Consider the following 23,332-nt stretch of genomic DNA (forward strand, 5'->3'; position numbering starts at 1 on the left):
GTTCTTGCCTGCTATGTGTGACGCAGTGTGATCACGGCTTCCCGCTCCAGGCGCGCATTGCGCACGGAGCGGCCGGCCCGGTGTAACCTCAGCGCCATAGTTTGCCGGTTGCTCGGCGGCGGGCCGACTCTGTCGTTCACAGGTTGCACCAGGGCCAGCTATGATTGCCGCGCTTCGAGGTACGGCGATGTGGTTGTTCACCAAGACCAGGCGCAAGGACATCTGGGACGATCCGGTCGCGCAGCCGCTCGGCGACATCGAGGCTGCGCACAGGATCCGTGCGATTTGCCGCGATGCGGCCGGCTGCGCCGAGGCGATCGGCTCGCCCGGCAAACGTTCGCCGAAGCAGCAGCAGGTCGAGCGCGATCGCTACGAGCGTGCCGCCAAGGCCGCGATGGAGACCGCGATGAAGATCTCCGACGAGCTGGTGCGGGATTCCGCGGTGCGCGAGATCATCGGTCTGTGCATGAAGGCCAACAACATCAAGACCGGTCGTGCGCTGTTCCGCGCCATCCACGCGGGCTCGATCAAGGCGGAGGTGCTGAAGGAGCATCCGATGCTGGAGGAGGAGCAGTAGCCTGTAGCCCGGATGGAGCGGAAGCGAAATCCGGGAGATCGTGCCGCGCGGGAGATCCCGGATTACGCTGCGCTTCATCCGGGCTACGGCTTCATCAAATCTATACCTGCCCACCCAACGTGCGCACCGCCTCGTCGACGCTGTGGAAGACGTGGTCCCGCCGCAAGACATCGTAGAGGTCGAAGCGCTCGAATGCCTCCTGCGCGCGGGTGGATTCCAGCCGCGCCACGGCCACCGTCACGCCGTCATCGCGGCATTCGCGAAACAAATCGCGTAGCCCCTGCGCCGCGGTGAAATCGATCTCCACCATGCCGCTGGCCTCGATCACCAGCAGCCGCAGCTTCGGCGTCGCGGCGATGGTTTTGAGCACACCGCTGTGGAAGCCTTCCGCATTGAGGAACGACAGCGGCGCCTGCAAGCCGACCACGGCAATGCCGGGCTTGCGCTCGCCCGTGACGTGCGGGCCCGTCGGCCACCAGATCGTGGTGCCGGGTACGTGGACGAATTCGACCAGTTGGCCGCGTGTCGTGGTCCAGATGCCGTGCAGCAGCGACAGCGCGATGCCGACTGCGACGCCTTGCTCGATCGGCAGCACGATGATCGCGGCCGCGGTCGCCACCACCAGCAGGAATTCATAGAACGACTGGCGGAAGATCGCGACGATCTGCCTCACGCGGATGATCCGCAGCGCCACGAACAGCAGCACGCCGCCGAGCGCCGCATCGGGTACGTGCCGCAGCAGCGTCGCGCCGAATGCCAGCAGCATGAGCACGATGGCCGCGGCAAACAGCCCTGCGACCTGGGTGCGTCCGCCGGTCTCCGACACGATGCCGGTGCGCGGCGGACTGGCGTTGACGGGGAAGGCGCCGAACAGCCCGGACAACACGCTGCCGGCACCGGCGCCGAGGAAGTCGCGATCGACGTCGGCCGGCTTGTTTGGATCGGACAGGAACGAGCGCGTCGTCGCCGCGGTCTGCACCATGACGACGACCGCGATCAGGATCGCCAGCGACAGCAGCTTGATCCATCGCTCCGGCGCGATGTCGGGAAAGGAGGGCGTCGGCAGCGTGCCGGGCACGGTGCCGACCACCTTGACGCCCTTGGTCTCGAGATGGCCGGCGACCACAGCGATGGTGGCCGCGACAAGGCCGATCAGCGCACCCGGAATCCGCGCGCTGATCTTCTCCGATCCGGCGACCAGCGCCAGTACCCCGAGGCCGATCATCAGCGTATAGGGATTGGTCTGGCCGATTGTCTCGGTGAGCACCCCGAGCTTGTAGAGCGTCGGGCCGTCCGGCGTGGTCAGGCCGAGCACGCCAGGCAGCTGTGAGACCAGGATGTGGACTGAAATGCCGGCGAGGAAGCCGACCGTCACCGGCGTCGACAGCAGATTGGCGATCCAGCCGAGCTTGAACAGGCCGCCGGCGATCATGATGACGCCGACCATCAGCGCCAGCGCCACCGCAAACGCCTGATAGTCGGGCGAGCCGGCCGTCGCCATCAGCGCCAGCCCGCCGGCGAAGATCGGCGTGATGGTGGAGTCGGCGCCGCAGGACAGGAAACGGTTGGCGCCAAACATCGCAAAGCCGAGCGAGCCGGCCATGAAGGCGAAGAAGCCGATCTGCGGCGAGAAGCCGCCGAGCCGGGCGGTCGCCATCTGCTCCGGGATCGCGATCGCCGCCAGCGTCAATCCAGCGATCAAGTCACCCGGCAGGTCGCTCGGCTTGAACGCCCTGAGCGAGCGAAAGATCGGCCAGTTGGCGCGTGTCGGACGAGCGTCGGCCATCGGTCTCCCACGTGGACTGCGGCGATTCCCCGATAGTCCGACATCGCGCGGCCAAAAGCCAGCGGAGTTGGCAGTGTGGTGCGGAGGGGCTCGGCTAGTGCGGAGGCGCTGCCGTGATCGCCTTTCGGATCGCCGCCAGCGGCGCGCCGTCGTCGAAGGCGACGCCGTCGCCTTGCAGCGTGATGCCGAGGTCGCGCCACAATGCCGCGAGGTCGGGTGTCACCGGCATCGACCCCCATTCGTCGTGCAGCCGCTCCAGCACATCGACGCCGACGGCCTTGTCGGCGGTCGCGAGCACCCGTGCGATCGGCCAGTCCTTTTCGTGGTTGCCGCCGGCGGCGAGCACGCCGCGCATGGCAGCCTGCAACCCGAATCTGTTGCCGGTGCGCTTGCGGATCTCGACATCCGCGAACAGGCAGAACATCGCGCCGCCCCAGTATTTGCGGCCCCAGGTGTCGGTATTGTCGAGACCCTGGTCGCCGGCCTGCGGCAAGCCCTTGGGCATGTCGCGCATCATCGCCTGCCAGATGTCCTGCGCCATGAGATCGCCGGCCTGCACCCGCGCGACCGGCTCGACATAGACTGCGAGCCCCTCCGACAGCCAGGCATAGCGGTCGTCGAGGTCGGGCAGGGCGGTGTGCACCATCTCGTGGACGATCACCCAGTCGCGCTTCAGATCGTCGGCGCCGGCGTCGCGGCCGACCAGCAGCAGCCGCAGCGAACTGATGGGAAACCGGCCATAATAGATCGAGACCGCGCGGGCGGAGGCCTTGATCCAGTCGAATATCCTGTCCTTGCGCAATGTCATCTCGCCGGCGGCAAAGGCGACATGGATGGTGCCGCCGGGCACGTCGAGATCGGTCTTCGGCAACCGGTCGAAGGCTTCGTAGGGCATGCCATTGCCGCGCATGAACTCCGACTGCGCCTCGACATGACAGGACGCGATGCCGAGGATGGTGGCGGCGACGAGCATCGCCGCGGCGATCACGCGATATGTCGAGATGCCTTTCATCGCGACCTGCCGCGTCCCTATTCGCGAATGGATGCCGCCGTCAGCAGTCCCGCGGTGATCCAGCCATGCAGATAGCCGGCGCCACGCGCCGCCGCATTGTCGGGATCGTCGTAGGTCGCAAGCATCTCGCAGAGCACGCCGAACGGAATGCCGCCGGAGGCTTCGTCCCACATCATCGCTTCCTCGGCCGGCAGCTCGCGGAACATCGGCGTGGTATCCTGGCGCCAGATCAGGAGGCGGGCGGGCTCGGCGAGCGTCTCCGCCTCGGGCGGCGTCTCGTCGTTCTTCAGTGCCATCCAGATCGCCGCCGCATTGGTTGACAGGTCGATCCGTGTAGCGCTCGGATGCGGCCGGAACACGAGGTCGTTCCAGATCTCGGGCGCGAAACAGGCCATGCTCTCCAGCGCGAGCACGGCGTCGTCGCCAGCATCGAAAGCGTCGTTCAACGCCTTCTCCAGCGCGGCAAGCTCGGTGAGCACGGGGTGGCTGCAGTAGGGTTCGGTGGACTTCAGGAAGTCCGGCAAGCCTTGCGAGAACCAGCGCAGGTTCGGATGCTCGGACGGCCGTGCCTTGACGTAGGCATGGCCCATGTCGTCGAACATCTCGTCGCCGAGAAAGCGGTGCAGCAGCTCGTGGTCATTGCGCATCGCCTCGATCAGCCGCGAGTCGTAGGCGTAGCGGTAAACCCCGAGCAGCGTCTCGCGCGTCTCCCGCGGGCTGTCGAGGATTTCCGACAGGATGCTCTCGTCGCTGGTGAGGATGGCGCGCTGAAACTCGCTCTGCTGGCGCGCGAGGTCGCTCATTGCGTCGGCGCTCTCGCGGGCAGGTTTTGCTCCGCGATCTCGCGGGTCCGCCTGACCTCGATCAGCAATTCGTCGAGCGGCGGGATGTTGTCGTCGCGTTCGATCATGGTCGAGACGCGTCCGAACCGTCGCAATGCCGCAACGTAGAGGTCCCAGACATCCTCGCACACCGGATGGTCGTGCGTATCGATGATGTGCGTCCCCATATGGCTGTGGCCGGCCATGTGGAATTGCACCACGCGATCGGCCGGAATGCCGTTGAGGAAGGCCATCGGATCATAGCCGTGGTTGAAGGCGCTGACATAGACATTGTTGATGTCGAACAGCAGCCAGCAGCCGGAGCGGCGCGACAGCTCGGAGAGGAATTCCCACTCCGTCATCTCGGAATTGTTGAACTGCACGTAAGTGGAGACGTTCTCGAGCACGATAGCACGGCCGAGGAAGTCCTGCACCAGTTGCACGCGGCTGACGACATGGTCGAGCGCCTCCTGCGTGTAGGGGATCGGGAGCAGATCGTGCAGATTCTTGCCGTGCACGCCGGTCCAGCACAGATGGTCGGACACCCATTTCGGCTGCACCCGCTTTGCGAGGTCCTTGAGGCCCTGCAAATAGTCGAAGTTCGGTGGCGCGGTGGACGCGATCGACAGCGAGACGCCGTGCATCACCACGGGATAGCGCTCGCAGATCCGGTCGAGGATGCGCAGCGGTTGGCCGCCGGGCAGCATGTAATTTTCGCTGATCACCTCGAACCAGTCGATCGGCGGATTGCTGTTGAGGATCTCGTCGTAATGCCGCGCACGCAGGCCGAGACCGAAGCCGAGGAAGGGCGGTCTGGCGGAAGTCGTCGGGCACTCCGCCGACGCGATCGGCCGGTCGGGCAATCGGCTCGCGACGTTCATGGCGCCTCCACATCACTGGCCCCGCTATCGCGGCGCCGACGTCTGAAATTATCACGAAAGCGGGGCCCGGCCTACACCGTGCCCCGCCGATCACGCGAGCTTGCCTCGGGCGATCAACCCTTGACGTAGGAGCCGCCGAGCTTGGCGCACTGCTTCTCGGTGCTCATCGAGAAGCCGGTGCCCTTGCAGGCATTCTGGCCCTTGCAGGCGTTGGCTCCGCCCTTGCAGGCGCTCTGGCCCTTGCAGGCATTGCCGGCCATGCACTTGCCCATGGCGGCGTTCGCGGGCGTCGAGGTGGTCGAAACGACGGAGCCGGCGAGGAACATGGTGGCCGCAGCGACGGCGAGCGTTGCGCCGGACTTCGAATTCAACTTCATGACGATCTCCTCGGTGGTTGTTTTGAATGCAGTCAGCGTGGCGCCGTGAGCATCCGATGATCGATCGATCCCCAGACCGCACAACGAGTGTTCGGAAAGCAGTCGGATCGCAGGAGGTGCTTGGCTTTGCTGCCGCGGTCCGAATGCTCGTCCGGAAACAGCTACGGGCCTCCGGCGATTTGGTTACACGGTTTCGGAAGAAAATTTTCGAACCGTCCAGCCGGGCGATGCATTCATGTCGCGCGGCGGCGATCTCTGGCGATTTCGTTGCGTTGCACAACGGGGTGGTCGTCAGTTCTGGGCGGCCCGCGCCGGCTTCAGCTTGGCCATCTGCCGCACATTGACCTCCAGTTCGGCGGCATTGAAGGCCGGAAACGAACAGATTCGGTTGCTGCAGGCGAAGGCTGCGGGCTCACCGAGGTCGGGATAGTCGACGTCTGCGTTGGGCAGCCTGCCCTCACGCAGGTCGAGCCATTCGAGCCGCTTGTACCGTGCGGGCAGGGCGCGCGCGACGACGTGCAGGGCCTGTGCACGGCTGTCGTCCTTGTGTCCGACGATCGTCACATGCGTCGGCTCGACTGCCAGTTCGTCATCGGCGAGCAGCACGCCGGGCAATGGACGCGGCATCTCGGCGGACGCGGCAGCGAGATAGCGCATCGCATGTGCGGCCTGTTCGCGGCTGCGCTCGTCGCCGGTGTAGCGATTGAGCATGTTCATGAAGCGCGCGACCTGGATCTGGTCGTCGATCAACTTGGCGGGCTTGGCGAATACGCCCGTCTGTCCCTCCGACGTCTTCGAGGTGAAGAAGCCGCCGGCCTCGTCGCGGAAGGTCGCGACAAAGTCGCCGGCCTTTGCCGCCGACGCCAGCCAGTCGCGATTGCCGGTCGCGGTGTAGAGATCGAGCAGGGCCTGTCCCATCGCGATGGTGTCGCCGAGGAAGGGGCCGCCGCGATCCTTGTCGCCATGGCGGAAGCCGCCAACCGGCAGCGCGCGATTGGCGAGCACCCATCGTGCCGCGCGCTCGGCAATCTCCAGGGCCTTCGGATCGTTGCTCGCGTCGTAGTAAGCGGCGAACCCGGAGATCGCCCACCCGTTCTCGCGTGCGTAGAGATTCTGGTCGATGCGCGGCTGACCAAGCTTGCGGCGCGCGGCATCCGCGAGAGCATAGTATGTGTGGCCGTCGACATCATGATTGAGATCGGCGTCCTGGCTGACATAGAAGGCGCCATCCGGGCTCAGCAGGAAATCCGTGAGGTAACGCGCGATATTGCGCGCGGACGCGAGATATTTCGGATCCTTCCATTGCGCATAGGCCTGGCTGTATTGCCGCAGATATTGCGACTGGAACGAGATGATCTTCTCGAAGTGCGGATGGCTCCAGGAGCCGGCCTCGGAATACTGGAACACGCCGCCCCACACCGGATCGATCAGCGCGATCGCGGCATTGAGCGTCTGCCTGGCGCGCTTTGTCGCCGTGGTGTCGCCCGCCTCGGCGCGGCTGATCGCAAGGTCGAGGCTGTCGGCGTCGATGTATTTCTGGTTCTCGCCCCAACCGCCGAGCTCGTCGTCGTAGGAGTCGTCGAACGTCTTGGTCAGTTTGGCGCGTTGCGCCTTGCTGAGAAAGGCCGACGCGCCGGGCTTGATCTCGAAGGCCTCCCCCACCGATGGGCCCGGCGAGGGATCGTCGATGATCGCCTTGAGCAGCGCCTGCATCCGTTCGGGCTCGATGTAGCCCCTGATCTTGGCGATCTCGGTGCCATCGGGTGCGAACACGATGGTGGCGGGCCAGCCCCAATCGCCGTAGCGGCTCGAAAGACCCGGATTGGCGTCCTGGTCGACGCGGACGGGGAGATATTTTGCCGACAGCAGGTCCTGCACCTTGCGATCGGCGTAGGTCGTTTTCTCCATCACGTGGCACCAGTGACACCACACCGCTTCGAGATCGAGAATGACGAAGCGCTTCTCGGTCGTCGCGCGCGCGAACAGATCGTCGCTCCAGTCGCTCCATGCCGGGCCGTCGGCCGCCGACGCAGGCGATGCGATCAGCAGGGTGAGAATGGCGGCAAGGCGAACGAACGACATGGCGAGCCCTCGGTCAGCGTGTGCTTGTGCCAGCTACGCATCGGGCAGCACCCTGGCTCGCCACGTCACGGGATTGTGAGGGCGCCTCTCAGATCGGCTCCTTCTGGCCCGCCGTCAGGTTGACCAGCAGGCGATCGAGCGAGGCGGCGCCGGGACCCGCAATCGCAAGCCACATGAAGGCCGCGAAATAGGTCGCTTCCTCGAACCCGAGCAGCGTCTCCAGCGAATCGACGTCGCCCCACTTCGCCGACTTGATCGCGACGATCATGACCACCGCGAGCATCGCGGCCGGGATGCGGGTGAACAGGCCGAAGATCAGCATCAGGCCGCCAAAATATTCGACGCCGGACACGAAGGGGGTGAGGAGGTTCGGGAACGGAATGCCCCAGCCGGCGAAGTTCTCGGTGACCTGGGCGAGGTTGTTGAGCTTGCCCCAGCCGGCCATCATGAAGGTGTAGCCGACGATGATCCGCATCAGCAGCGGACCGGCCCAGGCAAAATACGAAGCGATCCGCGCCGGCAGCAGTATCAGCAGGTTGACGATGAAATTCATGCGAAACCCTCCCGAATATCGCGACGCGCCGGTTGCGCCGGCGATCAGGACGAACGGCGCGAGCCAAGTTACGGCCGGGTCCTGGCAGGAGTTTCGCTGGCGATGGCCGGCTTGTTACGGGCCTAGCCGATGTTTTGCAGCGCCGGGAAGGTCTCCAGCAGCCAGACGCTGACGCTGGAGACCGCGCCGGTCAGGAAACCGATGCCCGTGACCACCATCAGCACGCCCATCACGCGTTCGACGGTGTCGAGATGACGTTTCATCCGCGCGAATAGTGAGGAGAACTGCTTGACCATGAAGGCCGCGAGCAGGAACGGGATGCCGAGCCCGGCGGAATAGATCGCAAGCAGGCCGGCGCCCTTGGTCACCGTGGCCTCCGCCGCCGCAATCGAGAGGATCGCGGCCAGGATCGGTCCGATGCACGGGGTCCAGCCGAAGGCGAATGCCAGGCCCATGACATAGGCGCCCCACAGCCCCACCGGCTTGGGCGCGGTCAGCCGCCCCTCGCGCATCAGGAGGCCGATCCGGGTGATGCCGAGGAAGTGCAGGCCCATGATGATGATGACGATGCCGGCCAGGATCGAGAGCTCGGCCGACCAGGCGCGCACCAGCCCGCCGACGATGGACGCGCTGGCGCCGAGCGCGACGAACACGGTGGAGAAGCCGAGCACGAACATCAGCGCCGCCGTCATCACCGCGCGCTTGGAGGCGGCGGTGGCGCCGTCCTGGTTGACCTGCTCGATGGTCGCCCCGGTCAGATAGATCAGATAGGGCGGCACCAGCGGCAGCACGCAGGGCGACAGGAAGCTGACCAGGCCGGCAATCAAGGCTGCCGGAATCGAGACGTCGTGCATCAATGAAACCTTCGCGGAATAACGGGTCTGTCTTGGCGTCTACGCCGCCAACAATCCAGAAGTTTCGGCCGCCAGGCATTCAACTATGGTCACAGGGTCGTGTGCGGGGGCGCGCTCACGCGTTGCGAGGAACGACGGTGAGGTGAGGACGCCGCTGAGGCTCCCTCCCCCGGCGGCCCGCAAGGGGAAGGGAACCGGTGCTTGCTTATGCGCCAATCATCGATGCGGATTTTTGACCCAAAGGGCACCACACATTCGCCGTCGTCCCCGCTTCGCCGGGACGACCACGGGAGAGAGTTGCTCACTCGTTACCGCTTGCGCGCGTCCCGTGGCGGCGGCGTCTCGAACTCGCGGCCGCGAATCCGCACCAGATCGTCGGCGGAATGCGCCAGCAGCACCACCGTGGCCGCGCGCGCGGCCTCGGCATCGCCGGCCACGATCGCGTCCAGCACCGCGCGGTGCTCGATCAGCGCCCGTGGACGGTGCGAGCCGGTTGCTGCGATCGTAAAACTCTGGCGCAGCGTGATCTCGAACATCTGGGCGATCGGCCAGAAGAATTCGTTGCGGGTCGCGAAATAGATCGCCTGGTGGAATTTGATATCGGCAGCGACGAAGGCCTCGTTGGTCTTCGCCGCGTCCATGCCGTCGCATCCGGCGCGGATGCGGGCGATGTCGTCGTCCCCGGCATGGGTCGCGGCCAGCGCTGCTGCCGCGGGCTCGACCGCGGAGCGCAGCTGGAACAGCTTGGCCAGATAGCGATCGATCTCGGCGCTCTCGAGGTGCCAGCGCAGCACGTCGGGGTCGAGTTGATTCCACTGCTCGGGCGGCCGCACCCTGGTGCCGCTCTTCGGCCGCGACTCGATCAGGCCCTTGCCGGTCAAAGTGCGCATGGCCTCGCGCACCACGGTGCGGCTGACGTCCATCATCTCGCAGATCTGCATTTCCGGCGGCAGCGTCTCGCCGACCCCGATCTCGCCGCGCACGATGCTGCTGCCGACCCGGTCGGTGACCTGGCTGTGCACACTCCGGCGCAACGCGTTGGTTGTCTGGAACATCGGAAGCCTCGCTGCGGTTGAAGCCTGCGCCGCTGCCGCGCTGTGCTCTTGCGCAACCGCAGCGCTTTTGTCATACATTATGACAAAAGCGCTGCCAAGCTGGCACCGACCGGCGGACGGCCAAGAGAACGCCAAGACCAACAAGATCCGTGACCAACAAGGTCCGTTCCTGGGGAGGAGCACCACCATGACATCGACGCGGGTAAGTCGCCGTATTCTGTTGCGGTCGTCGGTCACTGCCGCAGCGTGGCTTGCCGCCGCGCCCGCCATCATCGGCCGTGCCGAGGCCGCGGTCATGAAGCTGCGGTGCTCGTCGTCGCTCCCCAACGATCCCAAATACGCCAATGGCCGCGTCTACTACGACAATCTGGTCAAGAGCCTGAAGGCTAACGGGCTCGGCGAGCAGATCGAGGTCACGTTCTTCCCCGACAACCAGCTCGGCCAGGAAATCGACGTCATCAATTCGGTGAAGCTCGGGGTGATCGACCTGATGGTGTCGGGCTCGTCGATCTCGGCGAACCTCGTGCCGCTGGTCGGCACCTTCGACCTCGGCTACCTCTTCACCAGCTTCCAGCAGCAGACCAAGGCGTTCGACGCCGGCGCCGCCAAGCCGATCGAGGATGCGCTGCTCAAAGGCGGCAATATCCGTATCATCGCCTGGGCCTATAATTTCGGCGCGCGCAGCGTGCTGTCGAAGAAGCCGGTGAAGACGCCGGACGATCTCGCCGGCTTGAAGATCCGCACGCTGCCCAATCCGATCATCACCGAATGCCTGCGGCTGATGGGGGCGGCGGCGACGCCGCTGGCGTTCGGCGAGATCTATACCGCGCTGCAGGCCGGCGTGCTCGACGGTCTCGAGCACGATCCGCCGACCATCCTCGCCAGCAAGTTCTACGAGACCTCGAAGAGCTACGCCCTGACCCAGCACATCTTCTCGCCGCTCGCGGTCTATTTCAGCGACACCACCTTCAACCGCATGGATCCCAAACTGCGCGAGGGTTTCCTCGACGCGGCGAAGAAGGCCGCCGCCGACACCCGCACCCACGGCCTCGCGGTGGAGAAGGAGGCGCTGGCGTCGTTGGCTGAGAAGGGTGTCACGGTGGTCGAATGCGACAAGGAGGCGTTCCGCAAGCGCGTGCTGCCGCAGACCGACAATTTCATCAAGGCGCGGCCCGAGACGAAGGCCGTCGTCGATCTGATCCGTTCCACCCAGGCCTGAGGTTGGCGCATGTCAGTCGCCGCAGTCGCGACGAGAAATAGCACCGATCGGATCACGGCGCCGCTGCTCGCGCTCAGTGATGCGATCGCCGCGATCCTGCTCGCCGCCGATCTCGCGGTGGTCTGTGTCTCGGTGCTGGCCCGCTTCCTGTTCAACGCGCCGGTCGAGTGGTCGGACGACGTCGCCCGCGGGCTGATGGTCGGGTCGAGCTTCTTCGGGGCTGCGAGCGCGCTGGCGCGCAGCGAGAATCTCGGCGTCGCCTTCTTCATCGACATGTTGCCCCCGGGCGTGCGGCGGGTGGTCGACGCGGTCGGCGCACTGCTCGTCACCATCATTGCGGCCACCGTCGCGTTCAACGCCATCAAGATGGGCTGGCTGACCACCGGCCAGACCTCCGGCTCCGGCCTGCCGCTGGAGTGGACGTTTTATCCGATGGGTATCGGTGCGGCGTTCATGACGGTGTTCGCGTTCGAGACGTTCTGCGGCCGGCCGCTGCGCGACATGGCGGCAGGCATGGTCGCGACCGCCGTCATTGTCGGTCTTTATCTCGCGTGGGATGCATTCGCGCCGTCGTCGGTGCCGTCGTCGCAGACGTTGATGCTGATCGGCTTCTTCCTCACGCTGTTCGGCGGATTGCCGATCGGCTTTGCGCTGGCGCTGGCCGCGCTGATCTTCATCTGGGTCGAGGGCACGCTGCCCGGCGTGATCTTCGCCCAGCAGATGGCGCGCGGCATCGACAATTTCGTGCTGCTGGCGATCCCGTTCTTCATCCTGGTCGGCTATCTGATGGAAGCCAACGGCATGTCGGTCCGGCTGATCGAGCTGTTGCAGCGCGCGGTCGGTCGGATGCGCGGCGGCCTCAACGTCGTGATGGTGATGTCGATGGTGCTGTTCTCGGGCATCTCAGGCTCGAAGATGGCCGACGTCGCCGCTGTCGGTTCGGTGCTGATCCCGGCGGCGCGCCGCTCGCGGCAGAACCCGGGCGGCGCGGTGGCGCTGCTCGCGGCGTCCGCCGTGATGGCGGAGACCATTCCGCCCTGCATTAATTTGATCATCCTCGGCTTCGTCGCCAACCTCTCGATCGGCGGGCTGTTCGTCGCCGGCATGCTGCCGGCCGCGCTGATGGCGCTGGCGCTGATCGCGGTGTCCATCATCTTCGGCAAGCGTCCCGCCGCGAACGCGGAAGCGGAGCCGCGCGCCGCGGTGTCTGGATTGTGGACCGGCGCGATCGCCTCGTTCGGACTGATCTTCATGATCTTCTTCGGCTTCAAGAGCGGCTTTGCCACCGCGACCGAGATCTCGGCCTTTGCGGCGGTCTATGCCATCGCGGTCGGTAGCCTGCTGTTCCGCGAGCTCGGCGCGAGGAGCCTCGCGCACTGCTTCGTGCAATCGGCGGTTCGTTCGGGGCTGGTGCTGTTCATCGTCGCCGCGGCGCAGTCGCTCGCCTTCATCCTGACCTTGCAGCAGGTGCCGCATGCGGTCGGCGATCTCATGCTGGCGATCTCGGGCAGCCACGGCGTCTGGCTGTTCATGCTGCTGTCGATCCTGGTGCTGGTGGTGATGGGCTCGGTGCTCGAGGGCGCCGCGGCGCTGATCATCTTCGGCCCGCTGCTGCTGCCGGTCGCGGTCAAGCTCGGCATCGATCCTCTGCATTTCGGCGTCGTGCTTGTGATCGCGATGGGGCTCGGGCTGTTTGCGCCGCCGCTTGGCCTTGGGCTTTACGGCGCGTGCCTGATCGGCAATGTGCCGATCGAGCAGACCATCAAGCCGATCGCAGGCTATCTCGGGCTGCTGCTGCTGTGCCTGCTGGTGATCGCGTTCGTGCCCGCGATCAGCACGGCGTTGCCGCATGCGCTCGGCTATTAGGGAATAGAACCGTGAAGGTACTCCTCGCCCACACCCCGCAGATGCGCCGCGACTATTACGGCGAGCGCAGCCTGAACGGCCTGCGCGCGATCGCCGATGTCAGGCTGCACGAAGGTGACGAGGCGCTCGACGCGGCGGCGCTGATTGAAGCCGCCGCCGATGTCGACATCATCGTCGCCGATCGCACGACGCAGGGCTCCGGCGAGATATTCCCGCTTCTGCCAAGGCTGCGCGCCTTCGTGCGCTGCGCGGTCGATATCCGCAATATCGATGTGGCTGCCGCGTCCGCTGCCGGCGTGCTGGTGACGCAAGCGAGCGCCGGCTTCGTTCAGTCCGTTGCCGAGCTCGCGCTCGGCTTCATGGTCGATCTGTCGCGCGGCGTTTCGCGGGCGACCGCGGATTATCACGCGGGCAGGGCGCCCGAGGTCGTGATGGGGCGCCAGCTTGCGGGAAGCACGATCGGCATCATCGGCTATGGCAGCATCGGGCGCCATCTGGCCGAAATCGCCAAAGTCCTCGGCATGAACGTGCTGGTCGCCGATCCCTTCGCGACCGTTGAAGATACGGCGATCGCACACCTGCCGCTCGATGATCTGCTGGCGCGCGCGGACTTTGTCGTCTGCCTGGCGATCGCCAATGCGGAGACCGAGAACCTGATCGGGCAGGCGGAACTGGCGCAGATGCAGACGCACGCGTTCTTCATCAATCTGTCGCGCGGCAACCTCATCGACGAGGCGGCCCTTGCGGCCGCGCTGCGCGACGGTCGCATTGCCGGTGCCGCATTGGATGTCGGCCGCGCGCCCGACCAGATGCCGACGCCTGAGCTCGCCAAGCTCGGCAATGTGATCGCAACGCCGCATGTCGGCGGCCTGACGCCGCAAGCCATCGAGCATCAGTCGTCGGAGACCGTGCGCCAGGTCGCGAAGATCGTCGCCGGTGAGATCCCCGTCGGCGCGGTCAATGCCGCGCACTGGACGCGGCGGCCGCGGCCATGAAAGTTCGGCAATGCCTAATGCTATCGGAAGGGCTGGACAAGACCTTTGCACCCAGCTCAAACTTGAACCCGTAACCGCGGCCCAAGAGCGCGCGGATAATCAATGAACGGACGTCCCGCAGCAAACGACGGGCGCCGAGAGGGAAACAGGGAGTGCATCACATGGCCATCTCACGCCGTGACGTTTTATTGGGCAGCGCCGGTGCTCTCGGTGCCGCATCATTCTCCTTCCCGGCTCCTGCCATCGCGCAATCGGAACCGATCAAGATCGGTTGTCTCGCGGCGATCACCGGGCCGAGCTCGGCGCCGACGGTCGGCTTCAACCGCGGCGTCAACTTCGCGGTCGACGCTATCAATGGCGCCGGCGGCGTGAAGGGCCGCAAGATCGAGCTCGTGATGCGCGACACCCAGGGCGATCCGACCAAGGCGGTGAACGCCACGCAGGAGCTGATCAGCCAGGCCAAGGTTCACGCGATCTGGGGGCCGCTTAATTCGGGCGAGGCGCTGGCGACGACGCCGATCATGGCGCGCGCCAAGATGCCCGATTTGCATCCTTGTGTCGTCGAGACCCTGATCGATCCGGTCAAGTTCCCCAATGCGTTCCGCATCGCGCCGTCGAACAGCCAATGGGACGATGCGGTGCGCAATTATTGCCTGAAGATCCTCAAGGTGAAGAAGGTCGCCGTGATCGGCGACACCACCGGCTACGGCGTCACAGCGGTCGGTGCCTCGGTCGCGGCGTTCAAGAAGGACGGCGCTGAAGTCGTGTATCAGGCCAACATCGATTCCACCCAGCCCGACATGACGCCGGACATGCTGCGCGCCAAGAACACCGGCGCCGAGGCGATCGTGGTGTGGAGCGTCTCGACCGGCATGGAGGCGCGCATGTTCAACACCCGCGCCGCGATGAACTGGGACGTGCCCTTCGTCGGCCACCCCTCGATGGCGTCGGGCGAGCTCGCGAGCCTGGTTGCAAAACCGGAGAACTGGAAGAAGGTCTATGCGATCGGCTACAAGAGCTGCAGCTATGACAGCGCCGGTAAGCTGCCGCCGAAGAGCGAGGACCTGGTCGCGCGGCTGACCAAGGCCAATATCGCGCTGAACGATACGCTGTTGTGGTGGGTCGCCGGCGGCATCGACTGCATCGAATTGATCGCCAAGGCCGTCGCGGAAAGCGGCTCGACCGATAGCGCAGGGATCATCAAATACTGGAATTCGCTGTCGACCTATCCGGGCTATTTCGGCAACTACCGGTTCTCGCCAACCGAGCATAACGGTTACCTGACCGAAGAGATCGTGATGTCGGAATCGAGCACGGCGAAGAACGGCACCTTCGCGCTGGCGCCGGGGTATATATAGAAGGGCGAGGACGCAGCCGATGCTGGCCTCGATCCTTGCATCCGGTCTCGCGGCGGGCGCGATCTACGCGCTGGTCGGCGTCACCTATAACACGATGTTCTCGACCTCGCGGGTGATGAGCTTCACCGCCGGCCAGCTGGCGATGCTGGGCGGCGTGTTCGGTTCGATGTTCACGCTGAAGCTCGGCCTGCCGATCGCTGTCGGCTTCGTGCTGACGCTGGTCTGTTGCGCGATAATCGGTATCGTCACCGAATTCGTCGCGGTGCGGCCGGTGCTCAAGAGCCTCGACCAGCATCTTTACGTGCTCTCGACCTTGGCGGTCGCGCTGATGATCCAGCAGGTCACCGCGATCAAATGGGGCACCGAACCGCAGCCGTTTCCGCGCGTCGTAGGGCTAGGCGAGGGCGTGCTGGACGAGAAATTCTGGCTGCCGGTCGTTGCCTGCGCCGTCACCATCATCGGCCTCGAATATCTCTACCGCCGCACCCTGGTCGGCCGCGCGTTCCTGGCCATCGCGGAGGACAATTTCGCGGCGCGGGCGCTCGGTCTGCCGGAGCGCAATCTGCGCGTGGCGAGCTACGCGCTCGCCGGCGTGGTCGGCGGCATCGCCGGATTTTCCGGCGGGCAGTTGCTGCTCGCCTTCTTTGCCAACGGCGCGCTGCTCAACTTCTACGGCTTCGTGCCGGTGGCGCTGGGCGGGCTCGGCAACAACCGCGGCGCGATCATCGGCGGGCTCGCGCTCGGCCTGTTCCAGCAGGCGGCGAACTTCCTGGTCGGCGGCATCTTCTCCTCGGTCGCGGTGTTCACGCTGTTCATCGTGGTGCTGCTCGCAGCTCCCCAGGGACTGTTCGGCAGTTCGACCGCGCGGAGGGTGTGATGAGCTCGGTCGCTGCAACGCCGCCTCGAACCGACATCGGCGCATGGCGCGCCGCGCTGCCGCATATCCTGCCGTTCCTCGGCATTCTGGCGGCGGCGGTGCTGCTGCCGTTCGTCAGCAATGATTACTGGGTGCTGATCGGCACCCGCGCCGCGATCTACTGGGTGCTGGTGTCCGGCCTCAATCTGGTGGTCGGCTTCGCCGGCCATCTTGCGATCGGCTATGTCGCGCTGCTGACGCTCGGCGCTTATGCGACCAGCGTGCTGGTCGCCGGCAATGTGATGCCGGCCATTCCGGTGTTTGCCGCCCTGCCGATCGCAGGCCTGATCGGGGCGATCTTCGGCGTGATCGTCGGCCTGCCGGCCTTGCGCCTGCGCACCTTCTATTTCGCGATGTCGACCCTGGGCTTTGCGACCATCGTGACCCAGATCGCGCTGGCGTGGCAGAGCGTGACCGGCGGCGGCATCGGCATCACGGGTCCCGAATTTCCGGCGCCGTTCAATACGCCGTGGGGATTTTACGGCCTCTGCATCGGCTTCGCCGCGTTCACGACCTGGATGAGCGCCAATATCGCGCGCAGCCGCTTCGGCCGCGCCCTGATCGCGGTGCGCGACGCCGAGGTCGCGGCCGAGGCCAGCGGCATCTCCAAGCCGAACATGCTGATCGCGATCTTCCTGTTCGCCGGCGCGCTGGCGGCAATCGCCGGCGGATTGTTCGCGACGCTGCAAACCTACATCACGCCCGACGCCTTCACCTTCGATCTCTCGGTGCTGTTCTTCATCGCGATCCTGATTGGCGGCCGCGGCTCGATCCTCGGGCCGATGCTCGGCACCATCATCCTGACCATCCTGCCGGAGATCGCGGCGCCGCTAGCGTCCTGGTCGACCTTCCTCTACGCGGTGCTGTTGCTCCTGATCGTGCTGGTGATGCCCGGCGGGATCGCAGCGCTGCTCGATTTCCGTAACCGCCGTCCGCTCGCCAGCAACCGCGCCATCGTGCCGCGCCCGGCCGCACTCGCCGACATCGTGCGCCGCCGCGACGGCGGCAAGGCGTTGCAGCTGCGCGGCATCGCGCTCAGCTTCGGCAATGTGAAGGCGATCGACGGCCTCGATCTCGACGTCGCGCCCGGCCAGATCCACGGCCTGATCGGCCCGAACGGCAGCGGCAAGACCACGACGCTGAACGTGATCTCGGGCTATTACGCCGCGAAGGCCGGCACCATGACGCTTGGCGACGCGACGTTGCCCGCGGGCCAGCCGGTCAAGCGCGCCGCATGCGGCATCGCGCGCACCTTCCAGACGCCGCGGGTGATCGGCGAAGCCTCGGTGCTGGAGAACGTCATGATCGGCGGCTCGATCGAGGGCAGGGCCAATTTCGTCGAGGCGATGCTCGCGCTGCCGCGCAACGGCGTCGACGAGCGGATGCTCGCCGCCAAGGCCCGCGCGCTGCTCGGCGTCGTCGGCCTCGAGGCGCTCGCCGATGTGCGCGCCGACCGGCTGCAGCACAGCGAGCTGCGCTTCATCGAGATCGCGCGCGCCCTGATGCTCGATCCGGATTTCCTGCTGCTCGACGAGCCTGCGGCCGGCCTCTCCAATGACGAGATCGAGCGGCTCGCCACCTTGATCAAGGCGGTCAGCGGCCGCGGCACCGGCGTGCTGCTGGTCGAGCACCATGCCGATTTGATCTTCGACATCTGCCACCAGGTCACCGTGCTCAATCTCGGCCGCACGCTGGCGGCGGGCACGCCGGCGGAAATCCGCGTTCACAAGGAGGTCGTCAGTGCTTACCTCGGCGGCTGACCCCCTCCTTAAAGTGACCGCGCTGGAATCCGGCTACGGCAAGATCCGGGTGCTGCACGGCATCGACCTGACGATTGGCGCCGGCGAGGTGGTTGCGCTGCTCGGTCCCAACGGCGCCGGCAAGACCACGCTGCTCCGTGCGATGTCGGGCCTGTTGCCGGTCACTGCCGGGCAGGTCCGGTTCGGCGGCCGCGACATGACCAACGCCACGCCGCGCGATGCCGCGCGCGCCGGGCTCGTGCACGTGATCGAGGGACATCGCGTGTTCACGCAGATCTCGGTCACCGACAATCTGCTGCTCGCCGGCTACGACCTGCCGCGCGCGGAACGCGCCGTGCGCATCGAGGAGGCGTTGTCGTTCTTTCCCGAGATCGCCGAGAAGCGGCATGAGCGCGGCGGCGCGCTGTCGGGCGGGCAGCAGCAGATGCTGACGGTGGCCCAGGGCCTAGTCCGCCGTCCGCGGCTCCTGATGCTCGACGAGCCCTCGGCGGGGCTTTCCCCGGTGCTGGTCGATCGCGTCCTTAATGTGATCGGTCGGTTGCGCCAGCAGGGCACGTCCGTACTGCTGGTTGAGCAATTGCTGGAAAAGGCGCTGGCATCGGCCGATCGTGTCTACGCGCTGGTGCAGGGGGTGATCGCGCTGGAGGCGCCGACCGGCGAAAACGACCTGCCGCACCGGCTCGAACGCGCCTATTTCGGCCACGAGAGCCACGCCCTGGGCGCCTGAGGCCGCCATATCCCCGCCCCGCTTAAAGGTCAGGCTTGGTTAAAGGTAAGGCTTGGCGCTCGGCGCCGATTCTGGCTTCATGGGGCCTCATGCGGCAGGCCTGCCGATTGTGCTAGGATGCGCCGGAGCCAGCCAACGGACGGGGTATCGGGAAGGTGGTGTGAATGCTGTGCCCGGCCTGTCAGACAGACACCCTGGAAGAAGATGGCGTCTGCCGGTCGTGCCGCCTCAGCTTTACTTCCGTCTGTCTGAGTTGCGAGCATCCAAATCTCGAGAGCGCACGGTTCTGCGGGGCCTGCGGCGAGCGCCTGGACCAGCCCCAGCCGGTGGGCGAACGCAAGGTCGTCACCGTGATGTTTGCCGACATCGTCGGCTCGACCGAATTGATCGGGGACAATGATCCCGAGCTTGCGCTGGATCGCCTGCCGCCCGCCTTGGCGCGGATGGGTAATGCCGTCCGGCAGTTCGACGGCACCATCATGCGCAGCATGGGCGACGGGTTGATGGTGATCTTCGGCGTTCCGCACGCCCAGGAGGACCACGCCCTCCGTGCCTGCCAGGCGGCGCTCACCATGGTTCAGTCGTCTCGGGACAACGGTATCGTGCTGCGCGTCGGCATCCATTCCGGCGAGATCGTCGCGGGCGTGCCGGACAGGTTCACCAAGGAGCAGGGCGTCTATGGCGCCGCCGTGCATCTGGCGAGCCGGCTCGAGCATATGGCCCAGCCGGGCGACATCTGCGTCACGGAATCGACGTTCAAGCTGGTGCAGGCATCTTGCGATGCGCGTGCCCTCGGCCATCAGGACGTCAAGGGATTCCCGCGGCAGATCGGCGTCTACCGGCTGGTCGGAATGAAGCCGTCGCGCGCGCCGTTCCGGGATGCCGTGGTCGGCACCTATCGAGGGCGCGATGCCGAGCTCGCCATCCTCCATCAAGCGTTCGCGGGCGCCGAGCAGGGCGCCGGGAAGGTGATCGGAATTTCGGCGCCGCCCGGCATCGGCAAGAGCCGCCTGTGCTTCGAATTCGCGCGCGGCGCCAAGGAGCGTCTGGTGCCGGTGCAGGAGGCAAGCGCGTCGCCCTACGACCATTCCGGTCCGCTGCAACCGCTGCTGGAATTCTTCCGCAACTTCTTCCGGATCGCCTCGAGCGACGACGCCGAGACGGCGCGTGCCAAGGTCGCGGCACGGATCGAGTCCTCGGTCCCGCATTTGATGGAAGACGTGGCGCTGCTCGCCGACTTTCTCGGCATCCGCGACCCGCAATCGCCGGTGCCTGCGCTCGATCCGAAGACGCGGCACACGCGGCTGGTCAATCTCGTCGCGAGCCTCGTGCGCGACGGCACGCGCACGCCGTCGGTGATCATCATCGAGGACATCCACTGGCTCGACGAGGCGAGCATGGAGTTCGTCTCGGCGCTGGTCAATGTCGCGCATGTCAGCCGCGCCCTGATCATCCTCACCTACCGTCCGACCTATCAGGCGCCGTGGCAGGAGGGGCCGCAATTCCAGGAGTTGCGGCTTGACGAACTCCGCAACGAGGATATCTCCGCCCTGATCGCGGACTTGATTGGCGAGCATCCGTCCACGGCCGCAATTTCCGGCCGTATCGTCGAACGAAGCGGCGGGAATCCGTTCTTCGCGGAGGAGCTGGTCCGTTCGCTAATCGACAGTGGCGATCTCGCCGGCCGCCCCGGCCACTACGAGATGTCCGGGCAGGAGTCCGCCGAGACGCTGCCGACGACCGTGCAGACTGTGATCGGCGCGCGCATCGACCGTCTCGCGCCGATGGACAAGGAAGTGCTTCAGGTCGGCGCCACGATCGGACGGGAATTCCCGTTTTCGGTGCTGGCCGAAGTGGCACGCGCAAGCGACGACGAACTCGCCGGCATTCTCGGCCGATTGTCGCATCTCGAGTTGATCCAGGCGGTTGCGAGCGAGATCGAGCCCGACCGATACGCATTCCGCCATCCGCTGATCCAGGAGGTCGCCTATGCGATGCAGCTGCGCGGCCGCCGCGTCGAACTGCACCAGGCGGTCGCGGGTGCCCTGGAGCGATTCTACCAAAACCGGCTCGGCGAATATGCCAATCTGATCGCGTATCATTTCGAATCGGCCAAGGATTTCGGATCAGCCGCCAACTATCTGGCCCGCTCGGCGAGCTGGGTCGGTACGACCAATTCGCGGCTCGGGATGAAGTCGTGGCTCAAGGTCCGGCTGCTGCTGCAGTCGCTGCCGCGCTCGCCGGAAACCGATCGGCTGCGGATGCACGCGTCCGGTCAAGTGTTGATCCTTGGCTGGCGCGAAGGCATCAGCGCCGAGGAGGCTGCGCCGTTCTTCCGCGAGGCCATGGCTGCTGCACGGGACCTCAAGGACTCGCTCTGGGAGGTCCTGCTGCTTGCCGCCTTTGGCCGGGTCTCGGCCGGGACGGGCTCGGCCGACGAATATGTGCGGCAACTGCTGCAAGCGATCGAGGTCTCCGAGGACCCGAGCATCAGGACCATGATGCAGGTGTTCCTGTGCCAGGCCTACGGCTATGCCGGCAAGATGCGCGAAGCGCTCGCGGCCGGCGAGACCGCACTCCAGCACATCGCGAAGATCGAGAAGGCGCACGAAGCGCCGCTTGGCTTCAATGTGGAACGATGGGTTGAGGGCCTGCACGCGCGGCTGCTGGTGCGGACGGGGAACTTCGATGTTGCGCGGGAGAGCATTGCCCGACTGGTCGCCAGCGAGAGCGGCCATCCTGATCCGGCGGTCCTGTTCATCCCGCATCATGCCGGCGTCGAAATGGCCTGGCTGACGCAGGACGAAAAGCTTGCCGATTTTCACAGCTTGCGGATCGACGAGATCGCCAGGAGAAACGACACGCCCTATGTCGCGGTGTATGCGAGCGTCTGCCGCGGACTGGCGCTGTCGCTGGCGGGAGACCACGCTGCGGCGATCCAGAAGCTAGAATCGGCGATCCGGCTCGCGCGCGAGGCTTTCGCCGGCCTCGAATATGAAAGCGACATGCTGGCGCTGCTCGCCGAAATTCATCTGAAGAGCGGCAGCCACGGCGCGGCCTTCAGCGCGGCCGAACAGGGGATCGTGGTTGCGCGGGAGCGGCGGGCGCGGCTCGCCGAATGCCGCTTGACGCTGGTGCTGGCGCATGTGGTCAATGCGGACCGCCTGCGTTACCCGCAGTATCGGTTGAACGAGCTGCTCGCTCACGCGCGGAATCTCATCAAGGAGACCGGCGCCTCACCCTATGAGCGCCTGTTTCCGGTCGTGCAGTCGTCGTCCTGCGGACAAGAAGCGTGAATTCACGCATGCCGTAGTCGGTGACCACCTCGACGCGGCCCAATCGATTGCAAAACCCGATCCAGCGCTCCGGTGCAGTCCGATAAAGCCCCGCCTCGGTGCGGGCGTCGTCACGCGGCAGCATGAAGTTGACGGCGAATCCGATCCGGCTGCTGTCCCGGAGATCGGCAAGGATTGCCCCGACATAGGCTTCCCAATCCGCGACCGGATGACCGAGCCGGACGTTGAAGATCCCGCTTGCCAGCGAATAGTCGGCGAGCGCGCCGCACTGCGAACCCTCGGCAAAGCTGGCCTGCGTGCTGCCGGCCCAGCGGGCGCGGGCGGCCGCGATCATCGCCGGCGAAATGTCGATGCCGCGATAGGTCACTTCGGCATCGCCATGCCGCGTCGCCAGGAATTCCAGCAGCGCGCCGTAGCCGCAGCCGAAATCGTTCAGGCTGAACGGCCGCCTGAAATCGCACAGCTTCAGGAGCTGCACGAAGCGCAGGTTTTGCGAGAGCACGTTCGGCCAATCGACCCCGAGCGGGGTCGGACCATGGCGCTCCAGCGTTCCGGAATAGTAATCGCGGACCTTGGCGTGCGGGTCGAGCATCGCCGTGGTGTCAGGTTACTTCTTGTTGCGGACGGCGGCCTTGGGACGGTCGGCCCTGATCATCGGCATCGAGATCGTGAGAAAAACCAGAGCGGAATAGTTCAAGGCGCGATCGCCGGCCGTCACCCTCACGACGCCCTTCGGAGACTCCCCGGGGTGCGAGGTAAACTGCACCGCCAGCGGCTTGCTGCTCTCGAGATTGGCCTTCAGCGATGCGATGATCTGATCGTGTCCAGTCAGCTTCGTTGCCTTGCCGTCGACCGAGGCGCTCGTCTTCTTCAAGAGGCCCAGAAATCTGTAGAACCCCCTGCGATCCGCTTCGCCGACCGGCGCAATATTGAGCAGCTTGAAGGACGTCTCCAGCGAACGGTCCGGCGAGAAGACCTTGAACTCTTTCTGAAATTGAACCATTTCGCTCAGCGCTTCGCCGATAAGTCGGGAATTCATCTGCTGCAAAACGTTGGGGACGTAACTGTCGGCAACCAAACCACCCATTGTATTCCTCCTGAAAAGGCCATGATAACCCGCTTCCCGGCTTCCGGCTAGACGAGAGCGGATGGCTCACGGTTTACAATCACTGGTTTGCGCGGCTGTCTATGAATTGC

Annotated in this window: 20 protein-coding genes; 9 read left to right on the plus strand and 11 right to left on the minus strand. The window is 65.6% G+C overall.

What is annotated here, in order from left to right; all coding sequences use genetic code 11:
- The first annotated feature begins 187 nt into the window (after positions 1-187).
- A complete protein-coding gene (locus ACVW17_RS19575) occupies positions 188-577 on the plus strand; it encodes a hypothetical protein (RefSeq protein ID WP_456753390.1) in 390 nt (129 codons plus the stop codon).
- Positions 578-677: 100 nt separating this feature from the next.
- Here the strand turns inward: ACVW17_RS19575 and ACVW17_RS19580 are convergent, their stop codons facing one another.
- The 9 genes from ACVW17_RS19580 to ACVW17_RS19620 form a co-directional block, all read right to left on the minus strand.
- Complete coding sequence (locus ACVW17_RS19580; protein WP_456753391.1) at positions 678-2,363, minus strand: SulP family inorganic anion transporter; 1,686 nt, start codon at positions 2,361-2,363, stop codon at positions 678-680.
- 94 nt (positions 2,364-2,457) lie between these two features.
- The gene (locus tag ACVW17_RS19585) at positions 2,458-3,375 is read right to left on the minus strand and encodes a hypothetical protein (protein ID WP_456797804.1); all 918 of its coding nucleotides are present in this window, start codon (positions 3,373-3,375) and stop codon (positions 2,458-2,460) included.
- A 17-nt stretch (positions 3,376-3,392) separates the two neighbouring features.
- Entirely contained in the window at positions 3,393-4,178 is a 786-nt protein-coding gene (locus ACVW17_RS19590; RefSeq protein WP_456753394.1) for an HvfC/BufC family peptide modification chaperone, read from the minus strand.
- A complete protein-coding gene (gene bufB, locus ACVW17_RS19595) occupies positions 4,175-5,077 on the minus strand; it encodes an MNIO family bufferin maturase (protein ID WP_456753395.1) in 903 nt (300 codons plus the stop codon). Before bufB ends, ACVW17_RS19590 begins: the two co-directional genes overlap by 4 nt.
- A 113-nt stretch (positions 5,078-5,190) precedes the next feature.
- The gene (bufA2, locus tag ACVW17_RS19600; protein ID WP_456753396.1) at positions 5,191-5,454 is read right to left on the minus strand and encodes a BufA2 family periplasmic bufferin-type metallophore; all 264 of its coding nucleotides are present in this window, start codon (positions 5,452-5,454) and stop codon (positions 5,191-5,193) included.
- 291 nt (positions 5,455-5,745) lie between these two features.
- Positions 5,746-7,536, minus strand: coding sequence for a thioredoxin domain-containing protein (locus ACVW17_RS19605; protein ID WP_456753397.1), 1,791 nt, complete (start codon positions 7,534-7,536; stop codon positions 5,746-5,748).
- Between the two features lie 88 nt (positions 7,537-7,624).
- The gene (locus ACVW17_RS19610) at positions 7,625-8,089 is read right to left on the minus strand and encodes a DoxX family protein (RefSeq protein WP_456753398.1); all 465 of its coding nucleotides are present in this window, start codon (positions 8,087-8,089) and stop codon (positions 7,625-7,627) included.
- Between the two features lie 122 nt (positions 8,090-8,211).
- Positions 8,212-8,943, minus strand: a complete 732-nt coding sequence (locus ACVW17_RS19615) for a cytochrome c biogenesis CcdA family protein (RefSeq protein WP_456753399.1) — start codon at positions 8,941-8,943, stop codon at positions 8,212-8,214.
- Between the two features lie 308 nt (positions 8,944-9,251).
- Positions 9,252-9,998 carry a FadR/GntR family transcriptional regulator gene (locus ACVW17_RS19620; RefSeq protein WP_456753400.1) on the minus strand — a complete coding sequence of 249 codons (747 nt, stop codon included), beginning with the start codon at positions 9,996-9,998 and terminating at the stop codon, positions 9,252-9,254.
- A gap of 187 nt (positions 9,999-10,185) precedes the next feature.
- Here ACVW17_RS19620 and ACVW17_RS19625 point away from each other — a divergent pair, with 187 nt between their 5' ends.
- The 8 genes from ACVW17_RS19625 (at position 10,186) to ACVW17_RS19660 (ending at position 22,135) form a co-directional block, all read left to right on the plus strand.
- Complete coding sequence (locus ACVW17_RS19625; RefSeq protein WP_456753401.1) at positions 10,186-11,217, plus strand: TRAP transporter substrate-binding protein; 1,032 nt, start codon at positions 10,186-10,188, stop codon at positions 11,215-11,217.
- A gap of 9 nt (positions 11,218-11,226) precedes the next feature.
- Positions 11,227-13,083 carry a TRAP transporter large permease gene (locus ACVW17_RS19630; protein ID WP_456753402.1) on the plus strand — a complete coding sequence of 619 codons (1,857 nt, stop codon included), beginning with the start codon at positions 11,227-11,229 and terminating at the stop codon, positions 13,081-13,083.
- A gap of 11 nt (positions 13,084-13,094) precedes the next feature.
- On the plus strand, positions 13,095-14,078 hold the full coding sequence (locus ACVW17_RS19635; RefSeq protein ID WP_456753403.1) for an NAD(P)-dependent oxidoreductase: 984 nt from the start codon (positions 13,095-13,097) through the stop codon (positions 14,076-14,078).
- 161 nt (positions 14,079-14,239) lie between these two features.
- Entirely contained in the window at positions 14,240-15,436 is a 1,197-nt protein-coding gene (locus ACVW17_RS19640) for an ABC transporter substrate-binding protein (protein WP_456753404.1), read from the plus strand.
- Between the two features lie 19 nt (positions 15,437-15,455).
- The gene (locus ACVW17_RS19645; protein ID WP_456753405.1) at positions 15,456-16,313 is read left to right on the plus strand and encodes a branched-chain amino acid ABC transporter permease; all 858 of its coding nucleotides are present in this window, start codon (positions 15,456-15,458) and stop codon (positions 16,311-16,313) included.
- The gene (locus ACVW17_RS19650) at positions 16,313-18,112 is read left to right on the plus strand and encodes a branched-chain amino acid ABC transporter ATP-binding protein/permease (RefSeq protein WP_456753406.1); all 1,800 of its coding nucleotides are present in this window, start codon (positions 16,313-16,315) and stop codon (positions 18,110-18,112) included. The genes ACVW17_RS19645 and ACVW17_RS19650 overlap by 1 nt, the downstream gene beginning before the upstream one ends.
- Positions 18,093-18,839, plus strand: coding sequence for an ABC transporter ATP-binding protein (locus ACVW17_RS19655; protein WP_456753407.1), 747 nt, complete (start codon positions 18,093-18,095; stop codon positions 18,837-18,839). Before ACVW17_RS19650 ends, ACVW17_RS19655 begins: the two co-directional genes overlap by 20 nt.
- 326 nt (positions 18,840-19,165) lie before the next feature.
- Entirely contained in the window at positions 19,166-22,135 is a 2,970-nt protein-coding gene (locus tag ACVW17_RS19660) for an ATP-binding protein (RefSeq protein ID WP_456753408.1), read from the plus strand.
- On the opposite strand, the gene ACVW17_RS19665 is transcribed toward ACVW17_RS19660, so the two are convergent.
- Together ACVW17_RS19665 and ACVW17_RS19670 are read right to left on the minus strand one after the other, a co-directional pair.
- Positions 22,059-22,727, minus strand: coding sequence for a class I SAM-dependent methyltransferase (locus ACVW17_RS19665; protein ID WP_456753409.1), 669 nt, complete (start codon positions 22,725-22,727; stop codon positions 22,059-22,061). The genes ACVW17_RS19660 and ACVW17_RS19665 overlap by 77 nt on opposite strands.
- Positions 22,728-22,742: 15 nt before the next feature.
- Complete coding sequence (locus tag ACVW17_RS19670; protein ID WP_456753410.1) at positions 22,743-23,222, minus strand: hypothetical protein; 480 nt, start codon at positions 23,220-23,222, stop codon at positions 22,743-22,745.
- Positions 23,223-23,332: the final 110 nt, after the last annotated feature.

This window comes from Bradyrhizobium sp. USDA 4473 (assembly GCF_054063335.1).